The organism is Sorangium sp. So ce295, assembly GCF_051527405.1.
Taxonomy (GTDB): domain Bacteria; phylum Myxococcota_A; class Polyangia; order Polyangiales; family Polyangiaceae; genus Sorangium; species Sorangium cellulosum_B.
The window spans coordinates 12,191,636-12,207,900 of sequence record NZ_CP150324.1 but is presented as its reverse complement, the minus strand read 5'-3'; the positions used below and the strand labels follow the sequence as shown (position 1 = coordinate 12,207,900).

Here is a 16,265-nt window from a genome sequence, read left to right as displayed (position 1 = left end):
GCGCTGCGGCATGCGGAAGCTGTTCAACGGGCTGCTCTGGATCGTGGGGACCCTGCTGTTGCTCGGCGTCGTGCTCCGCGCGCTCGTCCTCGACGTCTGGGTGGTGCCGAACGACCCGATGCTCGGCGCCGCGCTCGCGCCGAGCCTCGCCCCGGGCGACGCGGTCGTCGTGCTGACGCGGGGCACGCCCGGCTTCGGCGAGCTGGTGCGGTGTCCGGATCCCGAGGCCCCCGGCAGCCACATCGTCGGCCGGATCGCGGGCTTGCCGGGCGACAAGGTCGACGTCGACCACGCCGTCCTCCTCGTGAACGGGCAGAGCTACGACGCCGAGACGGCGTGCGCCGAGCCGAAGGTGAGCATCACCGACCCGGCCACGGGCAACCCGGTGCAGCTCTCGTGCGACATGGTGATGATGGGCCCCGGCCTCCACCCCCGGGCGACGGGGCGCAGGCCCCCGCTCGAGCGCCGCCGCCACGTCGAGGTGCGGCCCGACACGGTCTTCCTGCTGAGCGACAACCGGAGCTACCACGACGACTCGCGCGACTTCGGGCTGCAGCCGCGCGCCGCGTGCAACCAGCGGATCGTCTTCCGGCTCTGGGGCGGCGCCGGCTGGAGCGACGACCGGCGCCGCTTCACCTTCGTGCGCTGAGCAGGGCCGGCCGTCGCCCCGCCAGCGTCACCTCGAGCTTGACCCCTCCGCTCATCGACGTCTAGAACCGTGTTTCTCTCCACCCGGGTCAGGGACCCCGCGCGAGCAGCGGCCCGGGTTCCCCGTCCTGGCTCGCTTCATCGGTCGGAGGTCCGCCACGGCGGCCTTCCACTGGCGCGGGTCGGAGAACCGCGATCCGCGGTCCTCCAATGCACCGAGGAGACGTTTGCACACCGAGCAGAACGAGATTGGCATCGTCTGTGGCCAGTGCGACCTGTGGAGCCCGATGGGCACCGCGCGTTGCCCTGAGTGCGCGAACGACTTGGCCCTGTTCACGACGCGCCGGGCGAGCTCGACGAGCACGCCGGCCCGGCGCTCCCCGACGCCCGCGGCCGGCAGCGCGAGCGCCCGGCTCGACCCGACGAGCGCGCGCGGTCAGGGCCGGGGCCCCAAGACCACCTCGTCCAAGAGCGATTTCGCCGAACTCTCCCAGGAGGAGCTGATGGAGCAAGCCCGTAACTACGTCTGCCGTTCCTGCTCGAGCGGTGTCCCCTCGGGCCACAAGTTCTGTGGGAGGTGCGGAACGGCGGTCCCGCCCGAGATCCTCAACGCGCAGACGCTGTTCTTCGGGGACATGCAGAACCCGGCGAAGGCGAAGCTGATCCTCATCCGCGGCGAGGGCATGGACGGCCTCTCGTTCCACCTCAAGGCGGAGCAGCACATCGTCGGCCGCAACGGGCAGCTCGTCTTCCCGGACGACCCGTTCGTCTCGCCGAAGCACGCGAACTTCTTCTACCGCGACGGCAAGCTGGTGGTGCGCGACGAGGGCTCGCTGAACGGCGTGTACATCCGCGTGCGCGGCACGATCGACATCACGCCGGGCGACACGTTCCTCGCGGGCGAGCAGCTCTTCCGGCTCGATCCGACGCCGCGCGCCTCCGACGGCCAGGATACGGACGGGACCTTCTTCTACTCCTCGCCGAAGCACCCGAGCCCGTTCCGCCTGACGCAGGTGCTCCAGGGCGGCGCGGTCGGCATGACCGTCTGCGCGCGCGGCACCTCGCTGCAGATCGGGCGCGAGGGCGGCGACCTGAACTTCCCCGTCGACCTGTACATGTCGGGCTCGCACTGCCGCCTCGAGGAGCACAACGGCAAGTTCACGCTGACCGATCTCAACAGCCGCAACGGCACGTACGTGCGCATCAAGAGCGAGCGCGAGCTCGCCCACGGCGACTACCTCTTCATCGGCCGCAAGCTCCTGCGCGTCGAGCTCAACACGAACTAGCCCCCGGCCGCACGGGCGCAAAGGGCCCTCGCCCATGACCACCGCTCGCTGGCCCCTCGACGTCCTCCGCGCCGGACCGGTCGCCGCGGGCGCGACGCTGTGGCGCAGCCGCGGCCAGCTCCACGTGACCCTCATCGCCAAGGCGACCTTCGCGATGGTGCCCGGCGGCGAGGCGCGGCGGAGCGAGCCGCTGGAGATCGTCCGGAGCGAGGTCTACGCCCGGGGGAACCCGATGAAGCCGCTGCTCGCGGCGAGCGATCTCGCGCCCTGGCTGGCGCGCGCCGAGGTGGTGCTCACCGGGCACGCGTGGGCGCCGGGCGGCGCGCCGGTCCAGCGGGCGGCGGTGCGGCTCGCCATCCTGCGCGAGGACGCGGCGCTGGTGGACAAGCGCATCGAGGTCGTGGGCGATAGGGCGGGCGGCGCGGCGGCGGGCGCGCAGCCCGAGCCGTTCGTGAAGATGCCGATCGAGTACCAGCGCGCGTATGGCGGCCCCGGGGAGCCGGAGAACCCGCTCGGCGTCGGCGCCGGTGCCGACGAGCGCGGCGGCGCGCTGCCCAACCTGCTGCCGCCGGGCGGGGGGCGAGCGCCGGTCGGCCTCGGGCCGATCCCGCCGATCGTGCCGAGCCGAGCGCGGCTGCTGCGCGGGCTCGCGCGCGCAGAGCTGGAGGGGATCGCGTCGATCCCGGACGATTTCGACTGGTTGTACTTCCAGTCCGCGCCGGCGGATCAGCGGTTCGATCGGGTGCTCGGCGGCGAGCAGATCGTGCTGGAGGGCCTGAGCCAGCACCACGCGGCGCTGGCGACGCGCCTGCCGGCGCTGCGGGCGCTCGCGACGATCCTCCTGCCGAACGGCGCGGCGCGGTGGCTGCCGCTCGTGGGCGACACGCTGATCGTGCAGCCCGACGCCGAGCGCTGCGCGGTGGTCTTCCGCGGGAGCTTCCAGGTGGCCTCGGAGGAGGTGCTCCCGGCGCTGCGCGCCGCGGTGGGCGTGGAGGTCGGGGACGAGCCGGTGCCGTGGCCGGACCTCAGCGAGGCGCCCGCGGGCGCGTCGAGCGCGGCGGGCGCGGCGGCGGGGGAGAGCGCGAAGCGGACGGACTGGAGCTCCACGGTGCGGCTCGGGGAGGGCGACGTGGTGGACGCGCCGGTGAGCGTCGCGGGCGTCGCGGCGGGGCGAGAGCCGGCGCGCGAGGGGGCGCACCCGCTCGAGGGGACGTTCCCGCTCGATGACACGCTGCCGCCGGCGGGGAGCGAGCGGAGGCCGCGCGAGGCGCGCACCGTGCCCCTGCCGCCCGTGCTGCCGCCGGCGGGGAGCGAGCGGAGGCCGCGCGAGGCGCGCACCGTGCCCCTGCCGCCCGTCAGGGTCCGAGGCCCGGGCCAGGACGACGCGATGAGCGCGCCGTTTCCGATCGCGCCTGCCGGGACGCGCGGCGAGCGGGAGGGCGGCGAGCGCCCGAGCGCGCCGTGGGCGGCGGGCGGCACGGCAGCGGTCCCGGCGATCGCGTCACCGCTGGAGGGCACGGTCGATCTCAGCGAGCCGGAGGCGGCGCCTGCGCCGCCTGCACCTGCGCCCGCGCAAGACAACGCGCCTGCGCCTATGCCCGTAGAGATCGCCGCGCATGCACCTGCGCCAGCGCAGGCCGCCGCGCATGCACCTGCGCCAGCGCAGGTCGCCGCGCCAGCGCAGGCCGCCGCGCCAGCGCAGGCCGCCGCACCAGCGCCCGCGCGCGCCTCAGAGCCGCTGCACGCGCCGGTGCGCGATCCCGAGGTCGAGCGTTCGCCCGAGCCGCGCGCGCCGCCCCCGGCGCCGTCCGCGCCGAAGCGAGAGCGGCCCACTCTCCTTGGCAGCCTGTACAAGCGCTTCCGCAAGGACTGAGCCGGAGCGAGGATGGAGGGACCAACCATGTCGGAGGGAGCCGTGGTTCGGGAGCGCGCCACGTCCGCGCGCGCCGAGGAGTACCTGGGGCCGGCGCACGTGCTGGAAGCCCGCGGCCAGGCGGTTGTGGTCGAGCTGCCGGACGGGGAGAGCGCGGAGGCGACGATGGCGCTGGCGCTCCCCTATGCGCCGGCGGTGGGCGACGTGCTCCTGGTGATCGGCCGGGGCGCGCGCCTCTATGTCATCGGCGTCCTGCACGGGACCGGCAAGGTGACGCTGGAGCTCCAGGGTGACGTCGACGTCCGGGCCGCGGGCGGGGCGCTCAGGCTGTCCGGGGACCGGGGCGTGGAGCTCCGGGGGCCGGAGGTGGATCTGCACGGCGACAAGGTCCGGGTGTTCGCGGGAACGCTCGTGCAGAAGGCGGCGTCGCTCGTCCAGCGCGTGACCGGCCTGTTCAGCCTGCACGCGCGCGAGAGCCACACGGTGGTGGACGGCTCGGCGACGACGAAGGCGAAGAGCGCGACGGTGCTGACCGAGGAGACGATGACGATCAACGGGAAGGAGATCCACCTCGGGTAGCAGGGAGGCCGCGCATGAAAAAGGTCAGGCGCCTGAGCCAGGACGGGAACAAGCTGGGGACGGGCGCCGCGATCCAGAAGGAGGGCGGCGCCGCGACCCTCCGCAACTCGCCATCGACCCCGACGAAGGCCGAGGTCCGGACCGACGCCCTCGCTGCGAAGGCGGCCGGCGAGACGAAGGACGAAGACAGCGAGCCCGAGCCGCCGGACCGCGACGAGCCGAGCTCCGTGCTGGATCTGGCGAGGAACAAGACGGTCGAGGCGTACCATGCCTCGTCGAACAGCAGCCAAGCCGGGCGCGGGATCGAGATGCTCGACGTCGGCCGCAGGCAGCGCGACGCGCTGCTCGATCTGGCGGAGCGCATCGCCGAAGAGGCGCGCGAGACGATCGCCGAGCTGACCGCTCCGCCCCGCCAGGGGCTGGCGTGGTGGCCGTACAAGTCCATCAACAAGCGAAACGACACGAGGGACGAGGCACGTCAGAAAGAGCTCTCTTATGCGGCCTGGGTCGGCGCACGGCAGATGGCGTACACGACTGCCAACAAGGGCACGTCGCTGCACATGAGCATGGACCAGGTGCTCGCCTTTGGAGCTCGGGTCGCGCAGGCGAAGGTCGGCAATTGCCTGGAGCTCTCCGCGCTGGCGGTATGGCTCCTCTCCCGCCCGAAGGAAGCCCACGGCGCAAAGGTGGACATGGTGCGCCTCGGCAAGCGGCTGCCCACCGCGGACAGCGGCGACTTCGCGAGCGGAGATCACGTCTTCGTCGTCCTGAACCCGCCGGAGGCCGACGAGAACGGCGGATATCCGGGCGACTTCGACGACTGGGGCGAGGCGATCATCATCGACCCCTGGGCGAACATCGCCTGCAAGGCGCGTGACTTCCCGGCGCGATGGCAAGAGAAGATGAGGAAATGGGCGCGCAAGGGGAAGGAGATCGACACCGTGACGAAGGGCCGCGCGGGCACGAGGCCGCCCGACCAAGAACCCTGGATCGACGGCATCGTCGTGTTCGAGAAGATCTCGGTCACGAAGTCGCCGCCGCCCGCCCCGGCCCCCGGCGGCGGGGCGAAGGACGAGCACGACGCGGAGGCAGACGACCATCACGGCCGGAAGTGCGCCATTTGCAGCGTGATGTGAGAGCGCGGCGAAGGTGAGCGAGGAGGCGATGGCGCTCGACAGGGAGGAGATCCGCCCAGGATAGAAGGCGTGGCGCCCAGATCACCAGGGGCTCGGCTCCCCGGCCTGATTGAAGTACGTCGTGACGCCCTCCTCCACGAACCAGCGCGTGATCTTCGCGTTGGGGAAGAGCTTCTGGAGCGCGGCGACGTCCGCCTCGGCTTCCTCGAGGTCGGCGTGAGCGGGGTGTTTGGCGCCGCGCTGGGTCGGCCGCGTGACGCGGATCTCCGTCACCTGATCGAAGCTTGCGCAGGCCCGCTTGCGAACAACCTCCTGGAGCGCCGTCCACTCACCCCCGCCGTCCGAGCAGTGAGCGTAGACCGGCCTCCCGTTGACGAGGGCCCAGGCGGAGGCGCAGCCCACGATGTTGATCGGCCCGCGGCGCTCGTTCTCGCCGATGAGCTCGTAGCCATTGTCGCCGTGCCAGTGCTGCTTCGTCTGCGTCAGCTTCAGTGCCTTGGACCGCGCCCTCAGCGTCTTTGTACTCAACATCTCGCGGTCCCCGGGCAGCGGCGGCACCGGCTCGTCCAGGTGGTCGGAATCGGTGAGGTCGGACTTGGTGCTGGCCGGGACCTTCCCGCCGCGCGCCGTCATCTTGTTGCGGGGATTGAAGCAACCGAAGATCGTCCTCCACCTGGGCATTTCCTCATCCCTCCATCGCAAGGAGGCACGAGCCCGGCCCGGGCGCGACACCGATCCCCTGCACCTCCGCCCCGCCGGGCAGCGTCACCCGCACCGCCGCCGCCATCCGCCCGCCCTCGTGGCCCGCGCACAGGGCGAGACCGACCGCCTTGCCGTACGTCCTCTCCCCCGCGATCCGCGCCCGCCCGTGCGCCTTCAGGCACCCCGCGAACAGCTCCGCGGCTGACGCCGTCCCGCGGTTCACCAGGATCGTCACGGGCGCCGTATACGGCTCCTCCTGCCGCGAGCGATAGACCACCTCATCCCCGTCACCGTCGGTCGCCGTCGCCACGACGCTCCCCGCCGGCAGGAAATCCCCCGCGAGCTCCACGAACGCCCGCAGCTCTCCCCCGGGGTTGTCCCGTAAATCGATGACCAGCTCGCGCATCCCCTCCGCCTCGAGCGCCCGAATCGCCCGGTACACAAGCGCCGGCACGTCCAGCGAGAACACCCGGATCCGGATCACCCCGACACCATCGCCCAGCAGCGCGTGCGCCACGTTCCCCGCGCCGGGGAGCACCTCCTCCGGCGCCGCCGCGCACGTGTAGAACACGTTCACCGCGCTCGGGACCAGCACCGCGCCCACCGCGTTGTTCCCGGCGTTTCCGGTCGTCGGACAGGTGAGGTTGATCGCCGGCAGCCCCTCGATGATCACCTTGGGATTGCCCGCCACGTAAGCGCCGAAGTCCATGTAGAGCGGGTGCGCCACCCCGGGCTCCATCCCGAAGGTCATCGGGATGGTCGTGCCGAGGTTCAGCGCGTTCATCATCGATACCTTCACCTTCACCGAGAAGTTCACCGCCATCGCGTTGAGCGCGAAGTTCGGATACGGGATCGGCACCACCACCGGCCCCACCGGCGTCAGGCACACGTCCGGAAACCCGATGCTCATCCCGGCGCCGTTGTTGCTCGCAGGCAGCATTCCGTTCGCTCCTTCCGCCGTTATCGCGGCGGCCGCGGGGGCGTGTACGCCTCCGCTTCCAGCCGATCGACGTCCGTCCGGCGCGCGCCGATCAGCCTCGCGCCGGAGAAGCGCGCGCCCTTGTCGTGGAGGGCGTGCAGGTTGGCGCCGCCGAGATCGGCCTCGCTGAAGTCGGCCTCCTCGACCCGCGCGTGCGACAGGTCGGCGCGCTCGAGGCGCGCCGAGAGGAAGAGCGCGCCGCGGGCCTCGGCATGATCGAGCATGGCGTCCCGAAGATCCGCGGCGGCGAGGTTCGCGCCGTCGAGGTCCGCCCGGGTGAAGGTGGCGTACCGGAGCATCGCCCGCGAGAGCTTCGCCCCGCGCAGCGAGGCGCCGCCGAAATAGGCGGCCTTCGCAGCGACGTTCGGCAGGCTCGCGCCGTCCAGCGCGGCCTCGCGGAGCCTGGCCTGCGTCAGGATGGATCCCTCGAGATCGGCGCCGCGCAGGTTCGCCTTCGAGAAATCGCTGCCCATGAAATCGCAGTCGCGGAGGCTCATCCGCTCGAGGTTCGCCTCCATGAAGGCGCAGCGGTGCACCGTGAGGCCGGCGAAGGAGACGGCGCGCAGATCCACGCCGGTGAAATCGACGCGATCGAAGATCGTCTTGCCGAGCACGGCGCCCTCCAGCACGGCCCCGCGGAGGAGCGCCTGCTGGAGCACCGCGCGCGTCAGGTTCGCGCGGGAGAGCCTCGCCCTGTCGAGGATGCAGCGGACGAGGCGCGCCGCCGTGAGATCGGCGCCCTCGAGATCGGCCTCGATGAGGATCACCGACTCCAGATCGCGGCCCGAGAGATCCACGCCGCGGAGGATCGAGCGCGAGAGGTCGCAGCCGAGGAGGCTCGCGCCCCGGAGGTCCGCGCCGGTGAGATCGCAGTCCGAGAGGATCGAGCGCTCGAGGCGGGCGCCGCGGAGGCTCGCGCCGCGCAGGTCGGCGCCGCGCAGCGAGCAGAGGGAGAGATCCGCGCCCGCGAGGTCGAGGCCGGAGAGATCCGCGCCCGTGAGGTCGGCCCCGGCGAGGTCCTTGCCCGCGAGCTCGGGCCGGCCGAGCTTTGCCTCGTCGAGGACCACGCCGTGCATGCGCTTCGGGAAGCGGGCGCCGCGAAGGTCCGCCTTGACGAAGACCGCGCGGTCGAGCTCCGCGCCGTCGAGGTCCGCGCCGCCGAGATCGGCCCCCACGAAGGCGCCGGCCTCGACGCGGGCGCGGGCGAGGCGCGCGCGGCGGAGGTTCGCGCGGGTGAACGAGGCGCGCGCGACGCGGGCCTCCGTGAGATCCGCGCCCTCGAGGTTCGCGAGGTCGAGGCGCGAGCCCTCGATCGTCGCGCCCGCGAGCCGGGCGCCGGACCAGTCCGAGCCCACCGCCTCGACCTCGACGATCGTCGCGCCGGAGAGATCGGCGCGGGCGAGGCGCTGGTACGACAGCTTCGCGCGGGTGAGCGTCGCGCCGGCGAGGCGCGCGCCCTCGAGGTTCGAGCCGAGCACGAGCGCGCCGTCCAGCGCGCAGCCCGCGAGGTCCGCGTCGCGCAGGTCGCACTCGACGAAGTGCGCGCCCGAGAGCGCGCTGCCCGCGAGCCGCGCGCCGCGCAGGCTGGTGCGGAGGAACTTGACGCGGGCGAGATCGAGGTTCGTGAGATCCCGGCCCGAGAGGTCGAGGCCGTCGAGGCGGGCGCCGTGGAGCGGCGCGCCGGCGCGGATGCGGTCGAGCAGCTCCTCGACGCTCTTCACGCGCCCTCCAGGCTGGAGCGCCGCAGGTTCGCCCCCTTGAAATCGCAGCCGGCGGCGCTCGCGCCCTCGAGGCGGGCGCCGTACAGGCTCGCCCCGGCGAAGGAGGCGCCGTCGAGGCGCGCCTTGCAGAGGTCGGCGCCGAAGAGGTCGGCCTGCGCGAGGTCGGCGCGCTCGAGCGAGGCGCGGTAGAAGCGGCTCCCGCGCAGGACCGCGCACGCGAAGCGCGCGCCCCGGGCCGAGGCCCAGGAGAGGTGCGCCCGCGGCAGGGACGCATACCGGAGATCGGCGCCGTCGAGCTTCGCCCGGAGCAGCGCCGCGCCCTCGCCGCGCGCTTCCACGAGCGTCGCGCGCTCGAGATCGGCGTCGGTGAAGCTCGTGCGCGACAGGGACGCGCCCGTGAGATCCGCGTCCGTCGCGGAGGATCCGGCGCACATGCACCCGACGAGCGCCGCGCCCCGCAAGCAGGCGCGATCGAGCTTCGCCCCCTGGAGGACGGCGCCGTCGAGGTGGAGCTCCTCCCCGTCGATCTCTCGGAGGTCGGCCTCGTCGAGCAGCGCGCCGCGCCCCCGCGCCCTCGCCAGGCGGGCGCGGGTGAGCTCGGCGCGGGTGAAGATGGCCTGGTCGAGCGTCGCGCCGCGCAGATCGGCGCCCGCGGCGCGCGCGCCCGTGAGGTTCGCCTGGGAGAGGTCGGCGCCCGGGAGCGCGGCGCCCTCGAGGTTCGCCTCGAACAGCACGGCCCGCGAGAGATCCGCGTTCGCGAGGTTCGCCCCCGAGAGGTTCGCGCCCGAGAGGAGCGCGCCGGAGAGCTTCGCCCCGGAGAGGTCCCGGCCCGAGAGGTCCTGCCCGGAGAGATCACGCCCGGAGAGGTCGACGCCGGGGCCGGGCTCGGGCGGCGGCGCCGCGGCCTCGCCGGGGAGCCGGTAGCCGGGGACGATCTCGCGGAGGCGGGCATCGCGGAGCAGCGCGTCGAGGCGCTCGACGCCCTCGAGCGCCGTCCCGCGCGCGGCCGCGTCCCGCCGGAGCTCCTCGACGCGCGCGACGAGCGCGTCGAGCGCGCCGCCCATGGGGACGCGCGGCGTGCCCGAGGGCGCGGCCGGGAGGTACGCGGCCTGCCGCTGCGCCGGGAGCCGCGCGAGCGCCTGCGCGACGGTGCGCTCGAGGTCGACGCCCTCGGGGGTGCGCAGGGCCCGGAGCTTCGCGACGAGCTGCCGCACGCGGTCCTGCTCCGGCGCGTGCAGGCCGCCGAGCCGCTCGGCGAGGAGCTTCGACACCGGATCCGCCTCGTCCGCGACGGCGCGCGGCGGCCGCGGCGCGCCGTCGCGGACGAGGTCGTAGGCGTCGCGCACCTCCGGCGGGAGGTCCTCAAGGCCGCGCGGATCGCGGGCGAGCTGGGCGAGCTGCTCCCGGTAATGGTCGAGCGGCAGCGGCGCATCCGAGAGCGGCTCGGCGGCGATGACGACGGCGCGCACGTCGGCGAGATCGTCCTCGGCCACCTCGGCGTGGCCGCGCCAGGTCAGCGTCACGAGGCCCGCGTCCGGCTCGACGAAGAGGGTGTCGAGGCTCATGCGGGCGTCCTGCACGCGGCCCTGGGCGTCCTCGACGACCGCGCGGATCCGGAGGCCCGGCAGGCGGAACGAGGCGGTCTGCGCGGCGAGGTGGAGGTTCAGGAGCGTGACCTCCTCGTCGCCGCGCAGGTGGCCGGCGAGGCGCTGATCCGGCGGGGCGGCCTGGAAATAGGCCCAGTCGAAGTCCTCGGCGTACCAGGGGGCGCGGGCCTTCCGGTACGTGGGGCCATATTCCTTGCCGAGCATCCGGCGGTGCTCGGGCGAGTCCGGGTGGATCGGCCCGAAGGGCGCGGGCACCTGGCGGCCCTCGCGCGGCGCCGGAACGAGCAGCGATTTCGACCAGCTCCCGACCGCGAACCCCACGGCGTGCTCGCGCGGCGGCTCGCCGGGAGGCGGGTGGCAGGCGCCGCGGAGCAGGAGATCCGCGGCCGGCTTCCAGTCGGCGAAATCGCCGGGGTACGTGCATTCGCCGTCGCGCTCGCCGTCGCCCCCCTCGAAGGTCTCGGCGGTCAGCGCCCCCTGCGCGAGCTGCCCTTCCAGCGGCGCGAGCGGCTCGCCCAGGCGGAGCGAGAACCGGCCGCGGACGACGAGGACGACCTCGGGCTGCGGCGGCCTGCGCGAGCAGACCTTGGCGCCGAAGGGGAAGGGCGTGAGGTTCCGGGTCTGCATCAGAACAGGTTGATGACGCCGGACATCACGTTGTACGCCCCGGTGCTCACCGACTCGGCCGACGAGACGCTCGCGCAGATGTTCTTCACGTTGGTGCGGAACTGGGAGAGCTCCTGCCGGTTGGTCAGGTTGAGCTCGGCCTTGGGGCCCATGTTGATCGAGACCCCCGCCGTGAGCGAGACCTCGAGCATGGCCGCGATCGTCAGCTCGACGAGGCCGCCGATCGTGACCTCCTCGGTGGCGCCGACGGTGATCGACGCCGCATTGCCGATGGTGACGTCGCTCGTGTTGCCGATGGTCACCGACTGGACCTCGCCGATGGTGGTATCCGACACGAGCGAGGCGGTCGTCGTGCTGGACACGGTGCTCGCTGTGGTCTCGTCGCTGATCGACGTGGCGCTCGTGGTGCTGGAGATGGTCTGCGCGGTGGTCTCGTCGCTGATCGCGGTCGCCGTCGTCTTGCTGGCGATCTGGTCGGCCCAGGTCTCGTCGGAGATCAGCGGCACAGGGCAGGCCGCCGAGCCGGTGTACGACTCGATCCGCTGCGCCCAGGTGGAGCTCAGGCAGGTGGGGTTCGGTCGCTCGGCCGTGGGGGCCTCGGAGCCGGTGATGCTGGTTTGCTTGTTGCCGTAAAAGCGATCGAACGTGTCGCCGTGATAGGTTGTGTCGACGTCGCCCTTCTCGGTCTTCTCGGTGACCTTCCAGGTGCCGTTGTAGTTCTGGACCCATTCGATGGTGGTGGCGGCGGTCCAGAGATCGGTGGCGTCCTGGATATGGCCGCCGGAGACGTCCCAGCCGGCGGTGTCCTCCTGCCGGCCGAGGACGAGCATGCGGTAATTGCCCTTGATGACCTCGACCTTGTCGCCGCGCGTGGTGGTGATGCGGTTGCCGTCGGAGTGGTCGCGCCAGCCGCCCTTGGTATGGAGCTTTGCGGTCTCGGCCTGCCGCTCGGCCTCGGGGAGGAAATCGGGGCAGCCGTCGCGCTTGCGGGTGTCGTCGATGAACGAGGTGACCCGGGCGGCGAGGTCCTCGCCGGTCGCCCTCGGCGCGCCCGGGCTTCCGGCGAGGCTCGGGTCCTTGACCGCGCCGAGGCGCAGATACGAGCCCATCGCCTCGGCGTCGGACGCCGCGTCGTTGAAATTCGGGACCTCGATGAGGAGGTATTTCCCGTTGATACCCTCACCCTCGCGCGTACCCATGCGTGCCTCCGCGTCGGGTACAGTACCAGGCGAGCCGCGGAGGAGGCGCGACGATGAACCGAGAGCCGACGGAACCCCTCAGGTGCAGCGAGCCGTCCCCACCTGCCGCCCCGCCGTGCGGTGAGCCCACGGCCGCGACGGCGCACCGCGCGCCCAGCGCCGTGACGATCGCCACGGCGCCCGCCGCCGCGCGCATCCGCGAGGCCCCCGGCGCAGAGCCCCCGTGCAGCGAGCCGATCGCGCGCGCGCCGTGCGCCGAGAGCCCGGAGGAGGCGGCCGGGCCGGTGGAGGATGCCCCGCCAGCGCCGTCTCCGGACGACCGAGAGCTCCTCGAGGCGCCGGCGAGAGCGAGCGCCGGAGGGCCTCGCGAGGTGCCGCCATCCCCACCGCGAGCGATCCTCGGGGGACCGCGGGAAGCGCCGCCATCGCCGCTGCGGGCGAGCGCCGGAGGGCCGCGGGAGCTCCCACCGTTGCGCCCGGGAGCGAGCGCCGGAGGGCCGCGGGAGCTCCCGCCGTCCCAGGGCGGCCCAGGGGCGCCCGATCACCTGCCGTTCCGCGCGCCGGGCGCGGCGGAATCGGCGCCGCGCCCTACGCGCGCGGCGCCGATGGAAGCGCTTCAAGAGGCGAAGGCCGCGCTCCGGGACCGGGCACGGCGGGCGCCGATCCTGCGGCTCGACTCCAGCGATTTCTCCTGCGACCTCCTCCGGGTGCGCGGGGTGCACGGCAAAGAGGCCATCGGCCAGCTCTTCTCGTACGACATCGACGTCGTGTGCAGCGACGGCGCCGAGCTCTCGATCGAACAGGTGCTGGGGGCGGCGGCGTCGCTCGTGTTCGAGGTCCAGGGCGCGGACGAGCGGACCCTTCACGGCATGATCGCCGAGGTGGAGGACCGGCACGAGACGGAGACCGCCTTCCGCTCCTACCGGCTCCGGCTCGCGCCGCGGGCGTTCCGCGCGACGCTTGTGGAGCTCCAGCAGGTCTTCCTCGACATCAGCGTGCCAGAGCTCATCCAGCACAAGCTCGCGATGGTGGGGCTCGGGCCCGAGGACGTGGTGATGCGCCTCTACCGCGATCACCCCCAGCGGGAGATGATCGTCCAGTACAAGGAGACGGATCTGGCCTTCATCTCGCGGCTCGCCGAGCACCTCGGGATCTCGTTCTTCTTCGAGCACGAGTCGGGCCGCGACGTGATGGTGTTCACCGACGAGCCGACGGGCTTCCAGCCGCTGCCGGGGGGCGACGCGGTGGTGTTCCGGCCGCGGGGCGAGCGGCGCGACATGTTCGAGCTCAGGGAGCAGGCCAGGGCCTTCCCCGCGACGTACGTCATGCAGGAGTACAATTACCGGACGCCAAGGCTCGACATGACGGCGGCGCACGAGTCGCCGGCGGGCCTCGGGGGCGGCGTCGTCGAGTACGGCGCCCACCACAAGACGCCGGAGGAGGGCCAGCGGCTGGCCCAGATCCGCGCGGAGGAGCGGGCCTCGTCGAGCCGCTACTTCGAGTGCCAGAGCGACGAGCTCCGGCTGATCCCGGGGGCCGTCTTCGCGCTCGAGGGCCACCCGCGGCTCGACGGCGAGCGGTTCCTGGCCGTCGAGGTCGAGCACCGCGCGGTGCAGCCGGTGGCCATCGAGGGCGGCGCCGGCGGCGAGCAGGAGTACGTCAACCGCGCGCGCCTGGTGCGCGCCGCGCAGGCCTACCGCCCGCCGCGGACGGCGCCGCGGCCGAAGATCCACGGGGTGGTGACGGCGCTTTTGGAGCCGCTCCCGGACGGCGAGATCGGGGAGGTCTCGCCGATCGACGAGCAGGGGCGCTACCGGGTGCGCTTCCACTTCGACGCGGGGGATCCCGCGTCGCGCGCGTTCCCCTCGCGGCTCGTGCGGATGATCCAGCCGCACGCCGGGCCGAACTACGGGATCCACTTCCCGCTCAAGCCCGGCATCGAGGTGCTGATGGTCTTCGTCGACGGCGACCCCGACCGGCCGATGATCGTGGGCGCCGCGCCCAACCCGATCACGCCGTCCCCGGTGGCGCGGGAGGTGAACCTGATGCACCGGATCGAGACGTCGACCGGCATCCTCATCGAGATGCGGGACTGCCCGCCGCGCGGGTGACGCGGGCCGCCGCTACTTCTTGCGCCCCGCTCGGCCGCTCAGGCGGCTGATCGCGTCGCCCGCCGCCCAGGCGACGCGGGCCGCCGCGTTCAGCGAGCGGACCATCGCCTCGGGCACCTGCGCGATCAGCCGCTCCAGATCGACCGGGCCGTCGATCGACGGCAGGAGCTGCTCCATCAGGTCGGCGAACAGGTCGTACTTGCGCGACAGGTCGTCGAGCCGCGAGCGCATCGCGTCGGCCTCCGCGCCCTGCGCGTCGCCGAGCAGCGAGAGCGCGCGCCGCGCGAGGGCGCGCTTGTCCTGCACCACGCGGCGCAGGCGGCCGAGGTACGCGCCGACGATCACGTCGGGGTACTTGCCGCGCAGCGCGAACGAGTCGTGCCGCGCGCCCGACTCCCGCCGGCGCTCGATGATCCCGGCCGCCTCGAGGCCGCGCAGGTTGGCGAAGATGTTGCTCTTCGAGCGACCGAGCTCCTGGCTGAGCTCGTCCATCGAGCGCGGCTCGTCCGCCAGGTAGAGCGCCGCCACGACCTGCCCACCCAGCCGGGTGATGCCGGGGAACGACGCGGCGATCTCGGCGCCGACCCCCTCGAGCAGCGCCTGCCGCGCCGCCGCGACCCGCTCGTCCGAGGCGCTCCCGTCGCCCCCCTCGCCGGTTGCGGGCGGCTGCGGCGGGTGCGCTGTCGGCGACGTCGGCCTCCGGGCGGTCATGATGGGTGACTCACATAACGATCTTTCGCGGGTGCGCCAAGCGGCCAGCGCGCCCCACTCCCCGTATGCCTGGCCTGATCGCCCCGGCGCGGAAAGTCCGCTCAGGAATCGTCGGTGCAGACGTCGACGGACCCCGCGCGCGGCTTGCTCTTGTAGATATCGGCCGGGCAGCTGCCCCAGCGCGAGACCATCTCGCCCACCTCGATGGCCAGGCTGCTCGACCAGTCCCGCGCGCCGTCGAAGCGGGCCCGGATGATCCCGTTCGGGTCGATGATCCACGTCTCCGGGTAGAGCTGCGTGCCGTACTGGTCCATCACGACCTTGGACTCCGGGTCGAAGAGGACCGGGAACGGCGGGTCTCCGTTCAGGGCCACCTTGAGCGCGTCGCGCACGTCGTCCGGCCCCTCGTCGGTCGAGACCGTGAGGACGACGATGTCCTTGCGCGACTGGGCGATCCGGCCGAGCTCCGCGAGCGCCGGCATCTCCTGCAGGCACGGGGCGCAGGTCTTGGTCCAGAAGTTCAGGAAGACCGTCTTGCCCCGGAAGGACGACAGCCGGACGGGCTTGCCGTTCATGTCCGGCAGCTCGAAGTCCGGCGCGAGCCGGTTCCGGCCGGCGTACGCGGGGCGCAGGGCGCAGATGGCCTCGCAGCCGGTGGTGCGCTGGTCATTCTGCGCGGCGTGCACGAAGCCGTAGACGGCGACGGCAGCGACGAGGATGAAGGCGAGCTGCGCGATGGTCGTCCACTTCACGGGGGTTCGCATAGCGTAGCGCGGCGCAGGGCGAAAGCGGGCCGAAACGCCCCGCCCCCGCTCGTCGACGCGGCGCTTCACTCCGGGCCGGAGAGCAGCCGCTCGAGCCGCCGCTCGTCGACGCGGTACTTCATGATCTTCCGCCCATCGAGCTCGACAACGGGGACCTCCCAGTCGTACAGCGCTCGCTTCTCCGGGCCGGCCTCCCGGTCGAGGTCGACGACGGCGAGCTCGAACGGCAGCCGGACGCGCACGCGCTCGAGCGCGGCGTGGGCCTCCTCGCAGAGGTGGCAGCGCTCGCGCGTGAAGAGGGTCAGCGTCTTCATCGTCACGT

The 16,265-nt window shown here is 73.0% G+C and carries 14 protein-coding genes; 6 read left to right on the top strand and 8 right to left on the bottom strand.

Annotation, left to right across the window (positions count from 1 at the left end; all coding sequences use genetic code 11):
- Positions 1 to 10 precede the first annotated feature (10 nt).
- The 5 genes from lepB to WMF11_RS46160 all read left to right on the top strand — a co-directional run bounded on the left by lepB (position 11) and on the right by WMF11_RS46160 (position 5,522).
- Entirely contained in the window at positions 11 to 649 is a 639-nt protein-coding gene (gene lepB / locus WMF11_RS46180; RefSeq protein WP_437905436.1) for a signal peptidase I, read from the top strand.
- A 226-nt stretch (positions 650 to 875) separates the two neighbouring features.
- Positions 876 to 1,934: an FHA domain-containing protein gene (locus WMF11_RS46175; protein ID WP_437975273.1), complete on the top strand. Its 1,059-nt coding sequence runs from the start codon at positions 876 to 878 to the stop codon at positions 1,932 to 1,934.
- Positions 1,935 to 1,968: 34 nt separating this feature from the next.
- On the top strand, positions 1,969 to 3,807 hold the full coding sequence (locus tag WMF11_RS46170; RefSeq protein WP_437975272.1) for a DUF2169 family type VI secretion system accessory protein: 1,839 nt from the start codon (positions 1,969 to 1,971) through the stop codon (positions 3,805 to 3,807).
- Positions 3,808 to 3,834: 27 nt separating this feature from the next.
- Entirely contained in the window at positions 3,835 to 4,386 is a 552-nt protein-coding gene (locus tag WMF11_RS46165) for a DUF3540 domain-containing protein (protein WP_437905433.1), read from the top strand.
- A 14-nt stretch (positions 4,387 to 4,400) separates the two neighbouring features.
- Entirely contained in the window at positions 4,401 to 5,522 is a 1,122-nt protein-coding gene (locus WMF11_RS46160; protein ID WP_437975271.1) for a hypothetical protein, read from the top strand.
- An 81-nt stretch (positions 5,523 to 5,603) separates the two neighbouring features.
- Here the strand turns inward: WMF11_RS46160 and WMF11_RS46155 are convergent, their stop codons facing one another.
- From WMF11_RS46155 to WMF11_RS46135, 5 genes are read right to left on the bottom strand one after another with little or no spacing between them, the layout of a single operon-like run.
- Positions 5,604 to 6,203, bottom strand: a complete 600-nt coding sequence (locus tag WMF11_RS46155; RefSeq protein WP_437975270.1) for a hypothetical protein — start codon at positions 6,201 to 6,203, stop codon at positions 5,604 to 5,606.
- Positions 6,204 to 6,207: 4 nt separating this feature from the next.
- On the bottom strand, positions 6,208 to 7,164 hold the full coding sequence (locus WMF11_RS46150; protein WP_437975269.1) for a S41 family peptidase: 957 nt from the start codon (positions 7,162 to 7,164) through the stop codon (positions 6,208 to 6,210).
- 20 nt (positions 7,165 to 7,184) lie between these two features.
- Complete coding sequence (locus tag WMF11_RS46145) at positions 7,185 to 8,924, bottom strand: pentapeptide repeat-containing protein (protein WP_437975268.1); 1,740 nt, start codon at positions 8,922 to 8,924, stop codon at positions 7,185 to 7,187.
- On the bottom strand, positions 8,921 to 11,158 hold the full coding sequence (locus tag WMF11_RS46140) for a DUF2169 family type VI secretion system accessory protein (RefSeq protein WP_437975267.1): 2,238 nt from the start codon (positions 11,156 to 11,158) through the stop codon (positions 8,921 to 8,923). The genes WMF11_RS46145 and WMF11_RS46140 overlap by 4 nt, the downstream gene beginning before the upstream one ends.
- The gene (locus tag WMF11_RS46135) at positions 11,158 to 12,357 is read right to left on the bottom strand and encodes a hypothetical protein (RefSeq protein WP_437905427.1); all 1,200 of its coding nucleotides are present in this window, start codon (positions 12,355 to 12,357) and stop codon (positions 11,158 to 11,160) included. Before WMF11_RS46135 ends, WMF11_RS46140 begins: the two co-directional genes overlap by 1 nt.
- A 605-nt stretch (positions 12,358 to 12,962) precedes the next feature.
- Here WMF11_RS46135 and WMF11_RS46130 point away from each other — a divergent pair.
- Entirely contained in the window at positions 12,963 to 14,468 is a 1,506-nt protein-coding gene (locus WMF11_RS46130; protein ID WP_437975266.1) for a type VI secretion system Vgr family protein, read from the top strand.
- 12 nt (positions 14,469 to 14,480) lie between these two features.
- Here the strand turns inward: WMF11_RS46130 and WMF11_RS46125 are convergent, their stop codons facing one another.
- The 3 genes from WMF11_RS46125 to WMF11_RS46115 all read right to left on the bottom strand — a co-directional run bounded on the left by WMF11_RS46125 (position 14,481) and on the right by WMF11_RS46115 (position 16,257).
- The gene (locus WMF11_RS46125) at positions 14,481 to 15,179 is read right to left on the bottom strand and encodes a GbsR/MarR family transcriptional regulator (RefSeq protein WP_012240929.1); all 699 of its coding nucleotides are present in this window, start codon (positions 15,177 to 15,179) and stop codon (positions 14,481 to 14,483) included.
- Between the two features lie 101 nt (positions 15,180 to 15,280).
- Positions 15,281 to 15,931: a TlpA family protein disulfide reductase gene (locus WMF11_RS46120; protein WP_437713126.1), complete on the bottom strand. Its 651-nt coding sequence runs from the start codon at positions 15,929 to 15,931 to the stop codon at positions 15,281 to 15,283.
- 77 nt (positions 15,932 to 16,008) lie between these two features.
- On the bottom strand, positions 16,009 to 16,257 hold the full coding sequence (locus WMF11_RS46115) for a glutaredoxin family protein (RefSeq protein ID WP_437911094.1): 249 nt from the start codon (positions 16,255 to 16,257) through the stop codon (positions 16,009 to 16,011).
- Positions 16,258 to 16,265 lie beyond the last annotated feature (8 nt).

Coding starts and splice junctions, on each gene's coding strand:
- lepB (WP_437905436.1), top strand. CDS start 11: ATGCGGAAGCTGTTCAACGGGCTGCTCTGGATCGTGGGGACCCTGCTG.
- WMF11_RS46170 (WP_437975272.1), top strand. CDS start 1,969: ATGACCACCGCTCGCTGGCCCCTCGACGTCCTCCGCGCCGGACCGGTC.
- WMF11_RS46165 (WP_437905433.1), top strand. CDS start 3,835: ATGTCGGAGGGAGCCGTGGTTCGGGAGCGCGCCACGTCCGCGCGCGCC.
- WMF11_RS46160 (WP_437975271.1), top strand. CDS start 4,401: ATGAAAAAGGTCAGGCGCCTGAGCCAGGACGGGAACAAGCTGGGGACG.
- WMF11_RS46155 (WP_437975270.1), bottom strand. CDS start 6,203: ATGCCCAGGTGGAGGACGATCTTCGGTTGCTTCAATCCCCGCAACAAG.
- WMF11_RS46150 (WP_437975269.1), bottom strand. CDS start 7,164: ATGCTGCCTGCGAGCAACAACGGCGCCGGGATGAGCATCGGGTTTCCG.
- WMF11_RS46140 (WP_437975267.1), bottom strand. CDS start 11,158: ATGCAGACCCGGAACCTCACGCCCTTCCCCTTCGGCGCCAAGGTCTGC.
- WMF11_RS46135 (WP_437905427.1), bottom strand. CDS start 12,357: ATGGGTACGCGCGAGGGTGAGGGTATCAACGGGAAATACCTCCTCATC.
- WMF11_RS46130 (WP_437975266.1), top strand. CDS start 12,963: ATGGAAGCGCTTCAAGAGGCGAAGGCCGCGCTCCGGGACCGGGCACGG.
- WMF11_RS46125 (WP_012240929.1), bottom strand. CDS start 15,179: ATGACCGCCCGGAGGCCGACGTCGCCGACAGCGCACCCGCCGCAGCCG.
- WMF11_RS46115 (WP_437911094.1), bottom strand. CDS start 16,257: ATGAAGACGCTGACCCTCTTCACGCGCGAGCGCTGCCACCTCTGCGAG.